The 17,462-nt window shown below is 47.8% G+C and carries 18 protein-coding genes; 16 read left to right on the top strand and 2 right to left on the bottom strand.

Annotated features, from left to right (window positions below; genetic code table 11):
- Positions 1–16 precede the first annotated feature (16 nt).
- Positions 17–460 (bottom strand): DUF3574 domain-containing protein, encoded by a 444-nt coding sequence (locus Q3H59_RS00255; RefSeq protein WP_210081787.1) that lies wholly within the window; start codon positions 458–460, stop codon positions 17–19.
- Between the two features lie 156 nt (positions 461–616).
- On the opposite strand from Q3H59_RS00255, the gene Q3H59_RS00250 reads away from it, so the two are divergent.
- Complete coding sequence (locus Q3H59_RS00250; RefSeq protein WP_280172222.1) at positions 617–1,480, top strand: YicC/YloC family endoribonuclease; 864 nt, start codon at positions 617–619, stop codon at positions 1,478–1,480.
- Between the two features lie 60 nt (positions 1,481–1,540).
- Here the strand turns inward: Q3H59_RS00250 and Q3H59_RS00245 are convergent, their stop codons facing one another.
- Complete coding sequence (locus tag Q3H59_RS00245; RefSeq protein ID WP_192415289.1) at positions 1,541–2,470, bottom strand: haloacid dehalogenase-like hydrolase; 930 nt, start codon at positions 2,468–2,470, stop codon at positions 1,541–1,543.
- 478 nt (positions 2,471–2,948) lie between these two features.
- On the opposite strand from Q3H59_RS00245, the gene Q3H59_RS00240 reads away from it, so the two are divergent.
- From Q3H59_RS00240 to Q3H59_RS00170, 15 genes are all read left to right on the top strand, one after another.
- Positions 2,949–3,476, top strand: coding sequence for a fimbrial protein (locus Q3H59_RS00240; protein ID WP_101760694.1), 528 nt, complete (start codon positions 2,949–2,951; stop codon positions 3,474–3,476).
- Between the two features lie 72 nt (positions 3,477–3,548).
- The gene (locus Q3H59_RS00235; RefSeq protein ID WP_309832493.1) at positions 3,549–6,017 is read left to right on the top strand and encodes a fimbria/pilus outer membrane usher protein; all 2,469 of its coding nucleotides are present in this window, start codon (positions 3,549–3,551) and stop codon (positions 6,015–6,017) included.
- A 120-nt stretch (positions 6,018–6,137) separates the two neighbouring features.
- The gene (locus Q3H59_RS00230; RefSeq protein WP_271461475.1) at positions 6,138–6,887 is read left to right on the top strand and encodes a fimbria/pilus periplasmic chaperone; all 750 of its coding nucleotides are present in this window, start codon (positions 6,138–6,140) and stop codon (positions 6,885–6,887) included.
- Between the two features lie 11 nt (positions 6,888–6,898).
- Positions 6,899–7,402 (top strand): fimbrial protein, encoded by a 504-nt coding sequence (locus tag Q3H59_RS00225; RefSeq protein WP_158238592.1) that lies wholly within the window; start codon positions 6,899–6,901, stop codon positions 7,400–7,402.
- Between the two features lie 11 nt (positions 7,403–7,413).
- On the top strand, positions 7,414–7,905 hold the full coding sequence (locus Q3H59_RS00220) for a fimbrial protein (RefSeq protein WP_110868222.1): 492 nt from the start codon (positions 7,414–7,416) through the stop codon (positions 7,903–7,905).
- Positions 7,906–8,373 carry a fimbrial protein gene (locus Q3H59_RS00215; protein ID WP_309832489.1) on the top strand — a complete coding sequence of 156 codons (468 nt, stop codon included), beginning with the start codon at positions 7,906–7,908 and terminating at the stop codon, positions 8,371–8,373.
- 5 nt (positions 8,374–8,378) lie between these two features.
- Positions 8,379–8,894 carry a fimbrial protein gene (locus Q3H59_RS00210; RefSeq protein ID WP_277974287.1) on the top strand — a complete coding sequence of 172 codons (516 nt, stop codon included), beginning with the start codon at positions 8,379–8,381 and terminating at the stop codon, positions 8,892–8,894.
- Complete coding sequence (locus Q3H59_RS00205) at positions 8,894–9,691, top strand: hypothetical protein (RefSeq protein WP_309832487.1); 798 nt, start codon at positions 8,894–8,896, stop codon at positions 9,689–9,691. The genes Q3H59_RS00210 and Q3H59_RS00205 overlap by 1 nt, the downstream gene beginning before the upstream one ends.
- Entirely contained in the window at positions 9,630–11,417 is a 1,788-nt protein-coding gene (locus tag Q3H59_RS00200) for a Wzy polymerase domain-containing protein (RefSeq protein ID WP_309832485.1), read from the top strand. The genes Q3H59_RS00205 and Q3H59_RS00200 overlap by 62 nt, the downstream gene beginning before the upstream one ends.
- A gap of 296 nt (positions 11,418–11,713) precedes the next feature.
- A complete protein-coding gene (lpxP, locus tag Q3H59_RS00195) occupies positions 11,714–12,637 on the top strand; it encodes a kdo(2)-lipid IV(A) palmitoleoyltransferase (RefSeq protein WP_101760701.1) in 924 nt (307 codons plus the stop codon).
- A gap of 138 nt (positions 12,638–12,775) precedes the next feature.
- Positions 12,776–14,215, top strand: a complete 1,440-nt coding sequence (locus tag Q3H59_RS00190; protein WP_309832482.1) for an efflux transporter outer membrane subunit — start codon at positions 12,776–12,778, stop codon at positions 14,213–14,215.
- Between the two features lie 112 nt (positions 14,216–14,327).
- Complete coding sequence (locus tag Q3H59_RS00185) at positions 14,328–15,473, top strand: alanine racemase (protein ID WP_405041643.1); 1,146 nt, start codon at positions 14,328–14,330, stop codon at positions 15,471–15,473.
- Positions 15,474–15,579: 106 nt separating this feature from the next.
- A complete protein-coding gene (locus Q3H59_RS00180) occupies positions 15,580–15,975 on the top strand; it encodes a polyketide cyclase (protein ID WP_309832480.1) in 396 nt (131 codons plus the stop codon).
- A 436-nt stretch (positions 15,976–16,411) separates the two neighbouring features.
- Positions 16,412–16,678 carry a hypothetical protein gene (locus Q3H59_RS00175; RefSeq protein ID WP_137386792.1) on the top strand — a complete coding sequence of 89 codons (267 nt, stop codon included), beginning with the start codon at positions 16,412–16,414 and terminating at the stop codon, positions 16,676–16,678.
- A 74-nt stretch (positions 16,679–16,752) separates the two neighbouring features.
- Positions 16,753–17,397: an oligosaccharide flippase family protein gene (locus Q3H59_RS00170; protein WP_137386793.1), complete on the top strand. Its 645-nt coding sequence runs from the start codon at positions 16,753–16,755 to the stop codon at positions 17,395–17,397.
- Positions 17,398–17,462: the final 65 nt, after the last annotated feature.

Here is a 17,462-nt window from a genome sequence, read left to right as displayed (position 1 = left end):
GCATGGCCGCCATTTTTTAAAACGCCACGCACACCAGTGAATCAACCCGCATCACCGATTCCTGCTCGAAGCGCTGTTTATACACATCACGAAGTTTGTTGATGCTGTCAGAACTCGCCACATCCGGAGTGTGAATCAGCATCAATGCTTTGCTGTTTTCCCGCGCCAGCTTACCGTTCTCGCCCAGCCACTGACCTTTGGCGTCATATACCGATAAACCGTCTTTGAAACGCGGCGTCACATCGTTATCGACAAACTGCTGCCATTCGCTGCTGCTGACGATGCCACCTTTCGGTTTGTTCATGCCAAACCACAACGTTGTTTGCATCATCACGTCACCAGAACCGCATACCGCAACCGGCGCGGTGTTGGGCGGGATCTGATGCGTTTTCGTCGACGGAGCCTGACAGCCAGCGAGCAGTAAGGTTAATAAAGCAGGAAGAGCCAGAGAGCGGAACATCACTTCATCCTTTTAAGCGAACCAGCGCTAAGCATAAGTGTCTGTCGGTAAAAGAGGTAATTTTTTGTTATTCACGCTTAAGTGCGCTTATGCCTGTTAGCGTCGAGGCTGCCTCGCTATACTTCACCCAACATTTCTGAAAAAGAGAAGACGATTATGATCCGCAGTATGACCGCTTACGCCCGCCGCGAAGCCAAAGGCCACTGGGGCAGCGCCGCCTGGGAAATTCGTTCGGTTAACCAGCGCTATCTGGAAACCTATATCCGTCTGCCGGAGCAATTTCGTGGCCTGGAGCCGGTCATCCGCGAGCGCATCCGTAATCGCCTGACGCGCGGTAAAATCGAATGCAACCTGCGTTATGATGCCGATGCCAGCGCACAAGGCGAACTGCAGCTGAATGAATCACTGGCCAAACAGCTGGTGCAGGCCGCCAACTGGGTGAAGATGCAGAGTGATGAAGGCGCGATCAATCCGCTGGATATTCTGCGCTGGCCGGGCGTGATGTCCGCGCAAGAGCAGGATCTCGATGCCATCAACGCCGAACTGCTGGTGGCGCTGGATGGCGCGTTAGATGACTTTATCGAAGCGCGTGAAAGCGAAGGCACCGCGCTGAAAGCGATGATTGAACAGCGTCTGGAAGGCGTATCGCACGAAGTCAGCAAAGTGCGCGCGCAGATGCCAGATGTGATTAAATGGCAGCGCGAGCGTCTGGTCACCAAGCTGGAAGAAGCCGAAGTGCAGCTGGAAAATAATCGCCTGGAGCAAGAGCTGGTGATGATGGCGCAGCGCACCGATGTGTCGGAAGAGCTGGATCGCCTGGATGCGCACGTTAAAGAAACCTACAACATCCTGAAAAAGAAAGAAGCCGTTGGCCGCCGCCTCGACTTTATGATGCAAGAGTTCAACCGCGAGTCGAACACGCTGGCTTCGAAATCAATTAATGCCGAGATCACGACATCAGCGATTGAGCTGAAAGTGTTGATTGAACAGATGCGTGAACAGATTCAGAACATAGAGTAATCACGCACACCATTAATAACGTCAAGTCCGTCATCCTACGGGCTTGACGATTAATGTGGGTTAACGATTTATTGAGCGTGCCATGCGCGTGTAAGTATGTCGGATACCGCGAATGGCAATGCTGTAAGCCATGATATTTTCAGGCAATGCCATCCCGATGTAACCGGTGTCACCAATATGATGAAGATCTGCGCCCGCCATCTTACTCATTAACGCGATTTGACGAATGGTATTCACATCTGCCCCCTCTTGCGATGTCCCGATCGCGGTCATCGCTAAAGCGCCATGCGAATGAATACATTCAATGAGTGAGGCAACTTTCTGCTGACTCATACCCGGTAGTGTGCCGGGTGCAGGCACCAACACCACATCAACCCCTTGCTGCACGAACTCAGCAATATCTTGCTCGGTGAGGATGTCGCTGCCACTCTCCTGAACAATGCCAGCACCATGCATCTTACCGGTGATAATGAGTGCGCTGTTACCAACCGCCTCGCGGATCATTTTCGCCGCTTTAGCCAGCGCACGATTGCTCACACCGTTATTAGGATTGCCCGTGAGAACCAAAATTTTGGCTCCCATTTGCACCAAACGGCAGGCGTTTTCCGCTGTTGCCGCGCGCCCTGGCACCATTTGTAATTCATCAAGATGCGTGGCATCAAAATCAGGATCTACCGCTTCAAGATTGACCCCAATAATACGCCCGGTCAGCCGGCATATTTCATGTAAAGTTTGTTCCGGCGCAATGTTTGCGGGCATGCCATGAATAACAGGGTTTTCACTGTCGAACATGTTGATCAATACAATATCAGCCCCCTGAGAGGCCGCCAATTCGGCGTTAGTAATATTATGCAGCAAGGGTGAAGTCATGCCGATAGTTTCGCTGACTACCACCCGTCCTTCGCTGGCACGCACAGCATATATCAACGCATCTTTATCCATCGGCAGCAGCTCGGAAGCTGAGCAATCCAGCAAACGTTTATGTGTCATAGAATTTATTCTCTTTGGTAAGCATCAGATTAAGATCGGGAAATTATGCATAAAATAACAGTTAGGGATCCAAAAGATATTCGCCCTGATCAACTCTTCGTAAATATCCCCTGTACCAGGTAGCGAAAGCTATACATGAAAAAAATGTTCATCATCAGGCAACGCCTTATTTCATTTTAAATAAGACATTTTCTTTTCCGTGTATAAGAAATGTCTCTAATTTGAAATTTTCTCCTTAATATCTCTAGCACAAAACTTATTAATGCCCTAAGGATGAAAAGAAAAATACCCTGTTTTTCTGAATATTACTTGTGATCGTAATATTTTACTTTTCCTATTAATTTTTTCGAGAAACCTGTCGCCCTTCAATTCGTGCACATGCAATGGATCGTTTAAGGAAAGCGAATTTTATGCTCATCACTGTCGCGGTTCTTTTCCTTTGCGCCTTCAAACACCCATATAGGAACAGGTAAATATTATGAGATTTAACAAGATGTCAGTCGCACTCGGCTTGGGATTGATGATGACCGCCAGCCTGGCTAACGCTGTCAATAGCCAGGGTGCAGGTACTGTCACCATTAAGGGCTCAATTATTGATGCACCTTGTTCAATCAACCCAGGCTCGCAGGATCAAACCATTGATCTGGGTCAGGTATCGAAAAAGCAGTTGGCAGCGGGTGGTAAATCAACACCGGTACCCTTCAACATCAAACTGGAGAATTGCGATTTCACCGCAGGTAAAGATGTGAGTGTGACCTTTACCGGACAGGCCTCTGCTGCCGTACCGACTCTAATTGGCATGACCGGTACCGCTAGCGGTGCCAGCATTGGCCTGACAGATGGCTCAGGCCAGCTAATTAAATTGGGTCAGCCATCAACCATGACTCTGCAGAATGGTAGCAACACTTTGTCGTTCTCTGCATATCTGCAGGGTGATGGTGCCTCTGCAACCATCACACCGGGGGTATTTCAAAGCACCGTCGACTTTAGCCTGGATTATCAGTAATCGTTTTCCACGCTAATTAGAGACATGCGTAATCTGCGCATCTCTTGTTTATTTCAACAGGGTGTTAGTAGTATGTCAGTCCATACCAGGAACTCATTTCCTTTTCAAAATAACTGGCGCTTACGCCCGTTAGTAATTGCTTTATCATTGGCTTTTTTTAGCAGTGCATTAGCAGAGGAAGTTGAGTTTAATCTGGACAACATGGATATTTCCGACCGGGAAAACATTGATATGAGTCAATTTTCCCGGGCAGGTTATATGATGCCTGGTCAATATGACATGGCAATCAAAATTAATGACAATGAATCACCCACCGAGGAGGTTACTTTTTTACCGTCTGAACATGATGAAAACGAAACTGTCGCCTGCTTAACACCAAAAATGATGGCAGGCTTCGGTTTAAAGAAGTCATGGTTAGATAAAGTTACCTACTGGAATAATGAAAAATGTGCCCGGCTTGATATCATGCCGGGTATCATTTTGCGTCCTGATCTCGCGTTATCAACGCTCTACATGAGTGTTCCTCAGGCATATATTGAATATCAAACTGCTAACTGGGATCCCCCTTCACGCTGGGACGAAGGGATTGCTGGATTTATTGCGGATTATAACACCAATTTTAATTACTCCTCCCCGGCACAAGGCAGTGAATCACGCGAATTAAGCGGTAATGGCGTGGTAGGTGTCAACGCCGGTCCCTGGCGTATGCGTGCGTTCTGGAATGGTACTCATTACACTGCCAATAACACTAAAACCTCTACTTTTAACTGGAATCAATATCAGGCATTTAGGGCAATCAAACCTTGGGGCGCAAAATTAATTATTGGTCAAAATGACCTCGCCAGTGATGTGTTTGAAAATGCACGCTATGTTGGCGCCGGCCTTATTAGTGATGATAGCCAGTTACCCCCCAATTTGCGTGGATACGCACCGGAGGTCCGTGGCGTGGCGAAGACCAATGCAAAAGTCACCATTAGTCACGCTGGACGTGTGTTATATGAAAGCCAGGTGGCTCCCGGTCCTTTTATTATTCAGGACTTGAGCGACTCTATTACTGGCACGCTGGATGTCAAAGTTGAAGAGCAAGATGGCAGCATTCAGACCTTTCAGGTCGAAACCGCATCTGTTCCCTATCTTAGTCGCCCTGGACAGGTTCGCTTTAAGGCGGCGGTAGGGCAAACGACAGACGATAGATTTCATCTGCAGAATGAAAGGTTAATGGCAGGGGAATTCTCATGGGGTATTAGTAACGGTTGGTCGCTGCTCGGGGGTGGATTATCCTCTGGAAAATATCATGCCGCGTCGTTGGGTGCAGGGCGTGACCTCTTATCGTTTGGGGCCCTGGCACTCACCGCAACCCAATCTTATGCAAAGCTGCCTAATAACCAAACGCGCTCTGGCGGCTCCTATAGCCTGAGTTATTCTAAACGCTTCGAAAACTATGACACGCAGGTTACCTTCGCAGGTTATCGCTTTACGGAGAAGAGCTATCTTAGTCTAAATCAATATCTTGAGGCGAGCCGTAAGCATTTGGTTATTCGTAATAATGCAGCGAATAAGCAGACCTATACCGTTTCACTTAATAAACAATTCCGTACACTCGGCGTCAGCGCATTTTTAAATTATAACTATCAGACTTACTGGAATCGTCAGGCGACCAGCCGCTGGAATATGTCGTTTGCGCGTTATTTCGATGTGGGAAATTTTAAAAACGTCAGTTTCAATCTCTCCGCCTATCGCGCACAAAATTCAGGTATACAAGATGACGGAGTGTTCTTAAGCCTGAACGTGCCTTTCGGGACCTCATCGGGCTTGAATATCAATGCACAAAATTCAGATGCCGGCCAAATCAATAGCCTGAGTTGGTATAACCGCATGGATGAACGCAACAGTTATCGCTTAGGCGCCAATGTCGATCGCCAACAACGAAGCGCTTATAGTGGCTACTACACCCATACCGGCGATAACACGCTAACGAACTATAGTGCCAGTTATAAACCCGGTCAGTATCGCTCCGCAGCCCTGTCCATGCAGGGAGGATTAACGGCCACAGCACATGGAGCAGCATTACATCGCACCATAATACCTGGAGGCACGCGTCTGATGCTGGATACTGAAGGTATTAGCGATGTGCCCATTAAGTCTTCTGGTGCGGCCACTCATAGCAACAAATTCGGAAAAGCGGTACTGGCGGATGTCAGTAGCTATATACGTAATCAGGCACATCTGGATATCAACCAACTCAACGATGACATTGAAGCGGAGTCGCCCGTTTTGCAATTAACCTTAACCGAAGGCGCCATTGGCTATCGTCGCTTTCGATTAATTAAAGGTCAAAAGCTAATGGCGGTTATTCGCCTAAGTGATGGCAGTTATCCGCCGTTTGGCGCGAGCGTATTAAGTAAAGGGCGTGAGACCGGCATTGTTGATGAGATGGGCAGCGTCTGGCTTAGTGGTGTAAACCCTGAAATGCTGATGGATGTCCGCTGGAACGGCAATATTCAATGCCAAATTACCTTCCCAAAAAGTATTACCCATTGATGAGAGTGGAGAAACAAACCTGCTGCTTCCGTGTACAGAAAAAGAATAATTTTGCGCATTAAAGTTTGTTGAGTATCTGTCGCTCTATTACCCCAGACATATAGAGTGAGTATTAATTTTATGAACCTGAAGGCTTCTCTCGCTACCGTGGCGATGCTGTTTGGCGCTATGATTTTTTCACAAAGCACGCTGGCTGCTGTTGCATTGGATCGCACCCGCGTCATTTATGACGGCGCTGAACGCTCAATCAGTTTGAATATCAGCAATGAAAATAAAGCGCGTCCGTATCTGGCGCAAAGCTGGCTGGAAGATGAGCAAGGAAAAAAAATAAAGTCGCCGCTTATGGCGCTCCCTCCAGTTCAGCGTATTGAGCCGGGTCATAAAAGCGCGATTAAAATCCAATCTTTACCTGCCGCAAAATCATTGCCTCAGGATCGTGAATCTTTGTTTTACTTTAATTTGCGCGAGATTCCGCCACGCAGTGAAAAACAAAACGTATTACAAATTGCGTTACAGACCCGCATCAAACTATTTTATCGTCCAGAAAAATTAATGATCGATCCACGAGCTTCAATCAAACCCGTACAAAATCAACTCACGTTGAAAAAAAACGGTGATCAATACACGGTGATAAATCCTACCGGATATTATGTCACGCTGATTACTGCAGCCAGTCATGTTGATGGTAAAGAAGAAAGTGATTTTAAACCGATCATGATTCCGCCACAAGGCAGTGCCGCTATTAACGTAAAAGCCAGTAAGTTAGGTTCGCATCCGGTATTAAGCTATATCGACGATTTCGGCGGTCGGCCAAAATTGACATTCAGTTGCAAAGCCAATGTGTGCCGTGTCACCGATAGCCGCGAATAAGCATGAACAGCATGAAGTGGCTGGTCATCTTCTTCGCACTGCTGCACTGCAAAATGCTCTTCTCAGCGCCGATCGCGCCGCATGAAGAAATTATCCCCGGCACGAATAGATATCCAATTAATGTGTCGGGGATTATCGTCAGCTCCCAATGTACTTTGAATGGTGATCGAGAAAGTCGTGTTAACTTCGGCGATATCATCATTCAACTAATTGATGGTATCCGGTTCAGTAAATCGGTGCCATTCACCGTCACGTGTCCGGGAGCTTTCAACGGGGAGCAGGAAGTTTTTATCTCAGCTACAGCGGCGGTGTTTGATAAAAATGTCATTTCTACCACCAACAGCAATGTGGGCATCAAATTAATATTAAACGGTAAAGACATCGAAATAAATAAAGCACACAACATTGATTGGCGAATATCAAACACATTGATTGCCGTGCCGGTTAAAAACAAGGCCAAAGTCACAGCGGGTAATTTTACTGCAACCGCCACCATGGTATTGAATGTTCGTTGAGGAGACACGGAATGCAGATTATAAAAATAATGCTCTGTCCACTGATCATTGCATTTGCGTTGCATAGCACGTTGTCTAATGCCAATGCAGGCGTCAACTTTTCAGGAAAGCTGATTAACGTCCCGTGTAAAATTGACAATAATAAAGATATCGATGTCAACTTTGGCGACAGTGTGGATATTAATGAAATAGATGGTCTGAAATACACTGAATTGCTGACGCTGTCGATTAAGTGCGATGAAAACTATTCCGAAAATCTTTACTTCCGTGTATCGGGTAGCGCAGCAACATTTGATAAAGCAGCAATACGCACTAACATCACTAACGTTGGGATAAAATTCATCAATGGTAAAGATGGCACACCACTCGAAATAAACAAAAAATACAATTACGTGCAGACAGGTGATTTTTCTCTAAAGGTGGTTCCTGTTAAAAAATCTGGTTCAATACCCTTGCCAGGTAAGTTAACAATAAGTGCTCAACTGATTGTCGAGCCTCAGTGAATGAAAACTGCAATACTCATACTATCACTCTTTATTTATTGTTGTAATTCACACGCTGTGAAAATAAATTTTTCAGCCACACTGATCAGTATTAATTGCGTAATAAACAATGACAAACCGGCAGACGTTGATTTTGGTGATGCAGTAGGAGTAAATCATGTTGATGGTGTGAGATATCAACAGCGTGTTCCCATCAGTATCGTATGTCGGACCCCGCCGGGAAAACAGCTGGAACTGGCATTTTTGGGCATAACCAGCAATTTTGATGCCAGCGCATTATTCACAGGGATTGATGATTTAGGTATCAGGATAATGCAAAATAATCAACCCATTATAATCAATCAGCGCTTTACGCTTGATGATCTTACGCAGCCAATATTTTATGCCGTTCCGATAAAGCGAGCTGGCAGCGCTTTGAAAAGCGGACGTTTTAAAGCGCTTGCAACGCTTGTTATTAAATACGAGTAATGATTATGCGCTTCCATATTATGTTAATAACTCTGCTATCAACATGTTCTATAAACGCCTTTGCAGCTGCTGACTTTTCTTTTACAGGCGGATTAGTGCAGGAACCCTGCATTCTCGACCCCAACAGCAGTGATATTGTTATTGATTTTGGCAGCGTCATTAATAAATTTCTTTATCGCTATCAACGTACCGCAGGTATTTCCATAACGCTTAATTTACAGGGTTGCGATACCTCAACATCCGATAAACTCTCAATCACCTTTAAGGCAACAGAAGATGTGCAACAAGCGGGCATGATGGCACTTGATCCATCCAGTACCGCAAAAGGCATCGCCATTGGCGTTGAAGAAAAAGGTATTTTTATTCCGATAAACAAAAGCGTCGAGAGGATTTTCCATTCTGGTGACAACAAAATGGTCTATCACTTATTCCTGTCTGCTAATCGTGAAAGCATTAAAAATAACGAATTACATCCCGGTACAATCAATGCCAGCGCAACCGTAGAACTGGAGTATCACTAATGAGCATTTTTAAACTCATCATTTATTTTATTTGCATAATTACTCCTGCATCAGCACAAGCCACAATCATCAGCCATAATGTTTATTTTTCCTGGGTAGGGAAATATACTACCTTTCGTGTTTATGTTGATCACTGGGATGAAGATAGCCCTTTAAAAAATCCGTGTTATAAGCAGCCGGGCTGTAAAATCGCGTCCTTTCCCGAAAATAATAATGTTCCTGCTGACATTCATGCGCCAAATGTTTTATTCGCAGAAAACTATGCAACCATTGGCGAACTGGGAAAAGCGTATAAAGCTAAATATCCCTTATCGACAGAACATACCTTCCAGATAGACGGATGGTCCACTGATTATAATTGTTTCCGACTGGCAACATTTCAAAATGATTGGCATGATGCAACCTTTCTGCCTGATAATATATGTATCAGAGATCATAAATATCCTGTTAGTTGTTCACTTTTGGGTGATACTAATCTCTATCACGGCTATGTTTCTGATAAAAGCATAAACGGTAATACTGCTCAAACGCAGTTAACACTATCCTGTAGCTCAGCGGCAACGGCAAAAATTTACGCGGTAGGGTTTAACACCAATATTGTCTCACTCCGTTCGGATGACAGTTTGCAGACTGAATTAAAAGTCAACGATCAAGATGCTTCTGAAGGCATTGAGATTGAAGTTAATTCAGCCGACTCGCTGGCAACGTTTACGCTTAGCTCAACGCTGCGTACTCATGGAGCAGTCGCACCTGGCGCATTTAATGGTGCCGGCACGCTCATCATTTCCGCTTATTGATTTGAAGAAAAACATGTTTTTTTTCCCTACTTTTCGCAAGCCCCCATTTACTACATTACTTGTGTCATTGGTCGTGGCGAGCGACTTACTATTGATGCTGCAAGTTTACGTTGCCAATATGGGCGGTTCAGGTTTTCGCCTGCCGCAAAATCTTATTACGCTCATTTTTATGGGCATCTGTATTTTTATCGTGGCAATAAAATGCCTCTTTTCGACCCCCTCGACGGACGGGGTGCGAGTGGCAAAGGTGACACCGATATGGCTGCTAGCGTTTCTGATCCTTAGCCAGCCCGTACTCTGTACGTTTTACGGCAATCATGATGTGACCTTACTCCCCCAGTTAACTGCCTATGCTCTGGCAGTGCTGTTTTACCTGGCCATGCTACAAATCCCCCTTTCGCCAAACGTTAAAAGGCTCTGGCTGGTATGCATTATTGCTGCGGCCGTGGCGCAAGCGATGCTGGCGCTATGCCAACTCTTCATGACGGGGGCAAATAACTGGATGGAATTTCCGGCAGATGGCACCCGCATCTATGGCATTTTCCAGCAGGTAAATTTACTGGGTAGTTTTCTGGCTACTGGCTGGACATTAGCCCTGTATTTTAGCTTTAAGGCGCGTCATGGCGGGCTTCGTTTACTATTGGCAGCGATCATGGCTGTATTGCTGGTGATTTTGATGATCATCCAGTCTCGCGTTGCCTGGCTTGGTGCGTCGGCCAGTAGCGCTTTACTTATCTGGACATTCCGCCGGCATCGCCATTGGCGGCAGCACCTCTTGATTGGCTTACCGATTGCATTAGCAATTGTGATAGCTTGCCAGACCCTGCTCGCGTATGCCCCCATGGCGGGATTACAAAAAGTGGATAAAACCCATTCAACGGCAGGCCGTGTGCAGATGATCACGCACAGCCTGCATATGATCGCCGAACGTCCTTTACGTGGTTGGGGTGCCGGTCGTTTTGAGCACGATTATCTGCTGCACGTACGTGAGGAAACGGCGCATCCGTTGAATTCTCGTCCCCCAACGCACCCGCATAATGAAATCCTGTTTCAGTGGGTGGAAAATGGGGTTATTGCGCTGGCGGGAGTGGCACTAATAATTTGGGCGTGGTTCAAGCCCGTCGTAACCGGTAGCCCTTATGCAAGGCGACGCGCCTTTACGTTTTGGACGATGACCTTACCTATCGTGACCCATCTGCTTTTTGAGTATCCACTCTACCAGTCCGCGCCGCATGGTCTGGTATTACTACTGCTGATCCGTCTGATGCAATCTGAGTCAGATCTGCAAAGCCTGACTCTGCGCCCGTTGGCGCATTACGCTGCGGCTGGGTTTGTCACCCTTTTTGCTCTCGCATTGATGGTTTTTGCGGCAACAGGTTTGCACACCAATGCCATCCTGACGCAAATTGAGCGCAACAGGTTTGCTGATTTTTCCCATGCTGAGCAACTTATTAATCCTTACGCCCAATGGGAGCGCTATCAGTTTGATGCAAACCTTCATCGTCTAATGACGTTCAACAGCACAAAAGATGTCGGGCAATTAATCCAATTCAAAGTGTGGGCCAGGGAATACCTGACAAAGCACCATGATGCCAATGTAACCTACTCACTGCTTAAAATTGCCATGTTGCAGGGAGACATGGAATGGCAACAGAGACTGCATCAGCGCGGTCATCAGCTTTTTCCTGAAGACAAACGCTTTAATCTTCCTGAGCAAAGTAAATAAAGCGTAAAGATTAGTGTGTCCTTATTAACAGACAGTTCTTAATCCACTACGTGATGGCTATTTTGACTTCTTTAGGACGAGTTTACCCTGCTGTTTTTAAAGGGAATGAATAAAAGGTGATAGAATGAGGCCGTTCTAACCATGAATGTGCTCAATCCTGAGGATTGCAGAGATTGGGTAACATTGACGGCACTTTTTGCTAAAGTGCTGGTCGTAATCAATACAGTTGTACCGCTCCAGGAACTCAGGGACCCTTTTTCTTCGTGCGATACATTTTTCCCCGACATGAAGGCGTTATGACGAAATCCAGGCAGTTCCGTTCCAAACTTCTGCATCCCCGTTATTGGTTTACCTGGTTTGGGCTAGGTGTGCTGTGGCTGCTGGTGCAACTTCCTTACCCCATTCTGATCCGGCTTGGTGCTGGCGCTGGCAAATTGTCGCGTCACTTCCTGAAGCGCCGCGAACGCATCACCCGTCGCAATATCGAGCTGTGCTTCCCCAATATTAAGGAAGAGAAAATCGAGGCGATGATCGCCGGCAACTTCGAATCGCTAGGAATGGCGCTGGCAGAAACCGGCATTGCCTGGTTCTGGTCTGATGCACGCGTGCGTCGTTACTTCGAAGTGCATGGTCTGGAAAACCTGCAGCACGCACAAAGCCACCAGCGTGGTGTGATGGTCATCGGTGTGCACTTTATGTCGCTGGAACTGGGCGGCCGCATTACCGGTTTATGCCAGCCAATGATGGCGATGTATCGTCCGCACAATAATCAGGCGATGGAGTGGGCACAAACCAAGGGTCGCATGCGTTCGAATAAAGCGATGATCGATCGTCGCGATTTGCGCGGCATGGTGCAGGCGCTAAAAAAAGGCGAAGCGGTCTGGTTCGCACCGGATCAGGATTACGGCCCCAAAGGCAGCGTGTTTGCTCCGCTGTTTGCGGTGAAACAAGCGGCGACCACCAACGGCACCTATGTTTTGTCTCGTCTGGCAAAACCGGCAATGCTGACCATCGTATTGATTCGTAACCAGGATAAGAGCGGTTATCAGCTGATTATTCAGCCTGAACTGGAAAATTATCCGTATGAAGATGAAGCCGCTGCCGCTGCTTACATGAATCGCGTGATTGAGAATGAAATTCTGCGCGCGCCCGACCAATATCTGTGGCTGCATCGTCGCTTCAAAACCCGTCCGCCGGGTGAAGCGTCTCTCTATATCTAATCTCTTGATGCAGCAGGTTTTCACCTGCTGCTCATTTTCTCTGCTCACATTTGACAACCATTCTTAACGAAAAACAGGTTTGTCAAAATCTGCCCCGCCTCTTGTAATGGTCGCCTTCTCCCCTCTTTGACCAGAACCATGACACAGCACTTTCACTGCAAATTTATCGCGCTGGCCGTTGCCACTGCGCTGCTGGCCAGTTGTGCCAATCCACAAGGCTTACACCCCAAAAACACGCTGCTTGATGCTAACGCTCTGCAAGCCAGTCAATCCCTGAAAAACGCGCATTTCAGCGCCGCGAATTGGCCAAAAAGCGCATGGTGGCAAGGTTTTAACGATGCTCAACTCAATCGAATGATTGATGATGCGATGGCATCCAGCCCGGATTTGCAGGTAGTCAACGCGCAAGCGGATAAAGCCAATGCACAAGTGATTGCCGCCGATGCCGAACGCTATCCGGTTGTCGATCTCAACGCGGGCATTACGCGCTCGCGTGTGGCAAAAGTGGATGATCCGCTGCTGGAGGGGAAAAGCTACAGCACGCTGCGCACCGCTAACGTTGGCTTGAGCTACACCTTCGATTTATGGGGCGGCAAAAAAGATGCCGCTGAAGCCGCATTGGGGCAAGCACGTGCCAGCGAGTTGGATCGTCAGGCCAGTCAGTTAACGCTGGCCGCGAACGTGACGCGAGCGTGGAACCACCTTAATCTCGCCTGGAATAATGCCGAACTGGCGCAGCAGAATGCCGAGCGTGCGGCGGGTATCGCCAAAATTCAGCAGCAATATGTCAGCGCTGGACTCACTTCCGATTACCAATATAAGCAGGCGCTGTCGCAGCAGAAAACCGCGCAAGCCGAATTGACGCAAGCTCAACAGCAAGTCACCGATGCCGGTATTCAGCTTTCGACGCTGATAGGTAAAGGCCCGGATTACTGGCACCAGCTAAAACCGGCGCAGATGAATGTGCCGGTCGCCGCCATGCTGCCAAACGCCATTCCGGCCGAACTGCTGGGTCGTCGTCCGGATGTGGTGGCCGCGCGCTGGCGCGTTGAAGCGGCATCGAAACAGATCGCCGCCAGCAAAACCGAGTTCTATCCCAACATCAATTTGGTGGCCGAAGCCGGCACCAAATCACTGCTCGGCGATGCCTTGTTTGGTGCACCAAGCCGCTTCTTTAATGTGGGACCGAGTTTGTCATTGCCAATCTTTGACGCGGGCAAACGTCGCGCCGATTTAGCAGAGAGCGACGCCGATTACGATCTGGCGGTAGCGCAGTACAACAAATTGCTGATTAGTTCACTGGGCAATATCAGCGACACCATTACTCAGTTGCAGTCGATTCAGGATCAGCTGGCGCAACAGGAAAGCGCCAACCAGCTGATTCACAGCGCGTGGGATGATTTGCATCGTGAATACGCAGCGGGCCTGCGTCCTTATCTTGATGTGCTGACAATCCAAAATCAGCTGATCGAATCCGACCAGAAACTGGTGGCGCTGAAGGCGCAGCAGATTAACCTTGCGGTGGTTTTGATAGAAGATTTGGGCGGCGGATTCCAGAGCTCCAACTCTAAAGTTTAAAAAGTCACCATCCATGGCGGCCCTGCGCAGGAATGTGCCGATTTTGTCGGCTGGCATTCTGCCGTGCATTGATGAATCATAGTCCGCACTGTGTAATCACCTGCGGACTATTATGATGGAACAGAATATTGAGGCTGGCTGGTTGCGGCCTCTGATTGCCGACCGACTCACACCTTACCTCGAAATTGATGCAGCGCGCCTGCAACGCAACCTGCAACAGATGCAGCAAAAAGCCGATGCCGCTGGCGTCACGCTACGTCCTCATATCAAAACCCATAAAAGCGTCTGGATTGCTGAGCAGCAGCGAAAGCTCGGCGCGCGCGGCATTACCGTATCAAAACCGAGTGAAGGCATCGCTTTTATTCTCGGTGGCGAACGCGATCTGCTGCTGGCTTACCCCGTAGTGCATGCCGAAACGCTGAAAGAATTTTTGGCGGTGGCCGCACAACATCAGGCGCGCATTACCTGCATTGCGGATTGCACGAATGGCGTGGCGGCAATAGCGGATGCACATCAGCGCCAGCCCGATTGCCAGCTGGCGTTAGCCATCAAAGTGGATGTGGGATTACATCGCATCGGTGTTGATCCGCACGGCGGTGCCGCCGTTACGCTGGCGCAGCAGATACAGGGTGCAGGCCTCACGTTTGCCGGGCTGGTTTCTCATGCCGGTCACGCTTATGGCGCAGGCAACGCCGCAGCGATTGCCGACGTTGCCCTGCAGGAAATCGCATTAATGCGTGATCTGCAGCAGCGCCTGATTGCCGCTGGTTTTGCGCACTGCCCGATTTCAGTCGGTTCAACGCCAACGGCATTGGCGGCACCCGTCGCGCAGGACAGCGATGAAATCCGCCCCGGCAATTACGCGCTGCTCGATCTTACCGCATGGCGTTTAGGTCTTTGCACGCCAGAGGCGTTGGCGCTGAGCGTGGTAACGCGCGTGGTAGCGGTCAATCCGCACTTCGCCATTATTGATGCCGGTTCCAAAATGCTTAGCTCTGACAAAGGGCCGCACGGCACCAATGCCAGCGGATTTGGTATCGCCGTCGATGAGCAAGGCAATCATTATGAAGTGTTGAAGCTGTCGGAGGAGCATGGTTTCCTGCAATATGCTGAACAGGCACCCGCCGTTGGCGCGCTGCTACGCATCTTCCCTAATCACAGCTGCGCGGTAGTTGCGCAGTCCGATCGCTTCGTGCTGCGCCATGCTGATGGTACGGGTGAAGAACAGGCTATTCAGGGACGCGGCAAGTTTATCTGATTACAGCGTTTTCACGGAAACCGCTGCTGACCCACACTTCCATGACCGGGCCGTTTGCAGCCCGGTATCAGCGTGCTTTAATGGCTGTATCACATCAGGAGGTCCCATGCTGCCATCTCAGACCGTCACACTAACGGTTCCACGCAACTGGTTAGATTTGTATGAAACCATCTGGAAACCGGAATGCTTTGCCAAATGGGCTAGCGGACTCAGCGCCAGTACGCTGACGCAGGAAGGGAACAGCTGGAAAGCCAAAGGTCCCGAGGGAACGGTAAAGATTCGCTTTACCCCACACAATCCCTTTGGCGTGATGGATCACTGGATTGATACCGGAACGGGTAAAGAGATTTATATGCCGATGCGGGTGATTGCCAATGAGCAAGGTGCGGAAGTGGTGATGGTGGTTTATCGTCGAGCATTCATGTCTGACGAGAAGTTTGCCGAGGATGTTGCATGGGTAAAACGCGATCTGGAACAGCTTCTTCATCTGTTAACTCATTAGAATCAATGTATTATGCAGAGATAGCCTCTTTAACGCATGCTGGAATCAATCAATAAAAATCGCTGACTTTTTTGCTCAGTAGCGTTTAACTGTTTTGCTCAAGCCTTCACGTATTTATCTGCTAATCACCAGTCTGGCTTAAGCATCCTCAACAGGAAAATTCCTGGTGAGGATGTGCAGAAAAATGCTGAGTGCCTCTGATTTATCAAAGTTTTTTCTATATTTCTTTATCGCCGCTTCATTCAACCGTATGGAATGAAGAAAAGCACTAATAAATAGTAAATCACTCGCCTTATATATTCTGATGCAAATTCTGAAACCATTTATTCCTGCGGTCTATTTATAGGAGTTTTCTGATGGTGTTAAATTAATTAAAACACGGTATAACTCATTTCACACACAGCAGTAACCATAATAACAACAGCAGGGAAATAACATGGATCGCTCAACCTATCCTTTGTTATCAGAAAAAGAATTTGTTGAGATTGCCAGCCGGATGCTGGCCGGGGAATATATAAACTCAAAGGGATTTTATAATGATCTTACGGATTTCCTCCGCACAGGAGGAGATACCATTAAGACAACAACATCATTAAGCGCCAGGGTCATCTTAATAAATTCAGAACATCATTTAATTGAACGCATTTTTACGTGGCAAAACCTGAAAGGTATATCAGGGCTGCGTCAGGATGCGCTGCATTGATGTAAGCTGTGCTTTGGCCTGTGGCCAGAGTAAACCCTTAATTGCACTGGTACATGTACCATAATGAGCAGAATATGGCGATAAGAGAAAAAAATCTGACCAACGCTAAATGGTCAATTTTGTCATCGATTAAAATCGTCGGCATTGGTGTTTTACAACTTTCACTTCTGGCACAAATACTCCAGGCAAACGAGTTAAATTTACTCGCCATTGCTATTGTAATGTTATTGATTATTGACACACTGGCCGATCGCGGATTTGGCAATGCCATTATCAGAACTAAAAACCTGAACAATAGCGATCTCTCAATATTATATTGGGGGAATGTATTAAGCGGACTCGCTATTTTTGCCGCGCTGTTTATTGGTAGCGATATTTCTAGTCGAATGATGAATCAACCCGAAATGGCAATAATGCTGGAAATGATTTCGGTCATCTTCATTATTATTCCGCAGGGACAACATTATCGCGCCATATTACAGCGGGAAAACCAATTTTCACGCATCGCTTTCGCGGAAACATCTTCTGTACTGGTGGGATTAAGCGTCACACTGTTTACCGTGTGGCTGACACCTTCAGTGCTGTGCGCCATCTGGGGCTACCTCGCCATGGTATCCATCAGAATGCTGATCTACTGCTACTACGGTCGCTCCTGGTTCCAGCCAGAATACCGCTTTAGCCTGAAAAGTTTCGCTAACGTGCGAGCAAGAAACGGATAATAAAAACAAGTCTGTATGGTGGGCTCTGGGCATCTGAAAAGATGCGTTCGCGTGCTGGTCGCCAG

Origin of the sequence: Pantoea sp. SORGH_AS_0659 (assembly GCF_031453915.1) — a bacterium.
Classification (GTDB): Bacteria; Pseudomonadota; Gammaproteobacteria; order Enterobacterales; family Enterobacteriaceae; genus Pantoea; species Pantoea leporis.
This window is presented reverse-complemented; position numbering and strand designations above follow the sequence as displayed.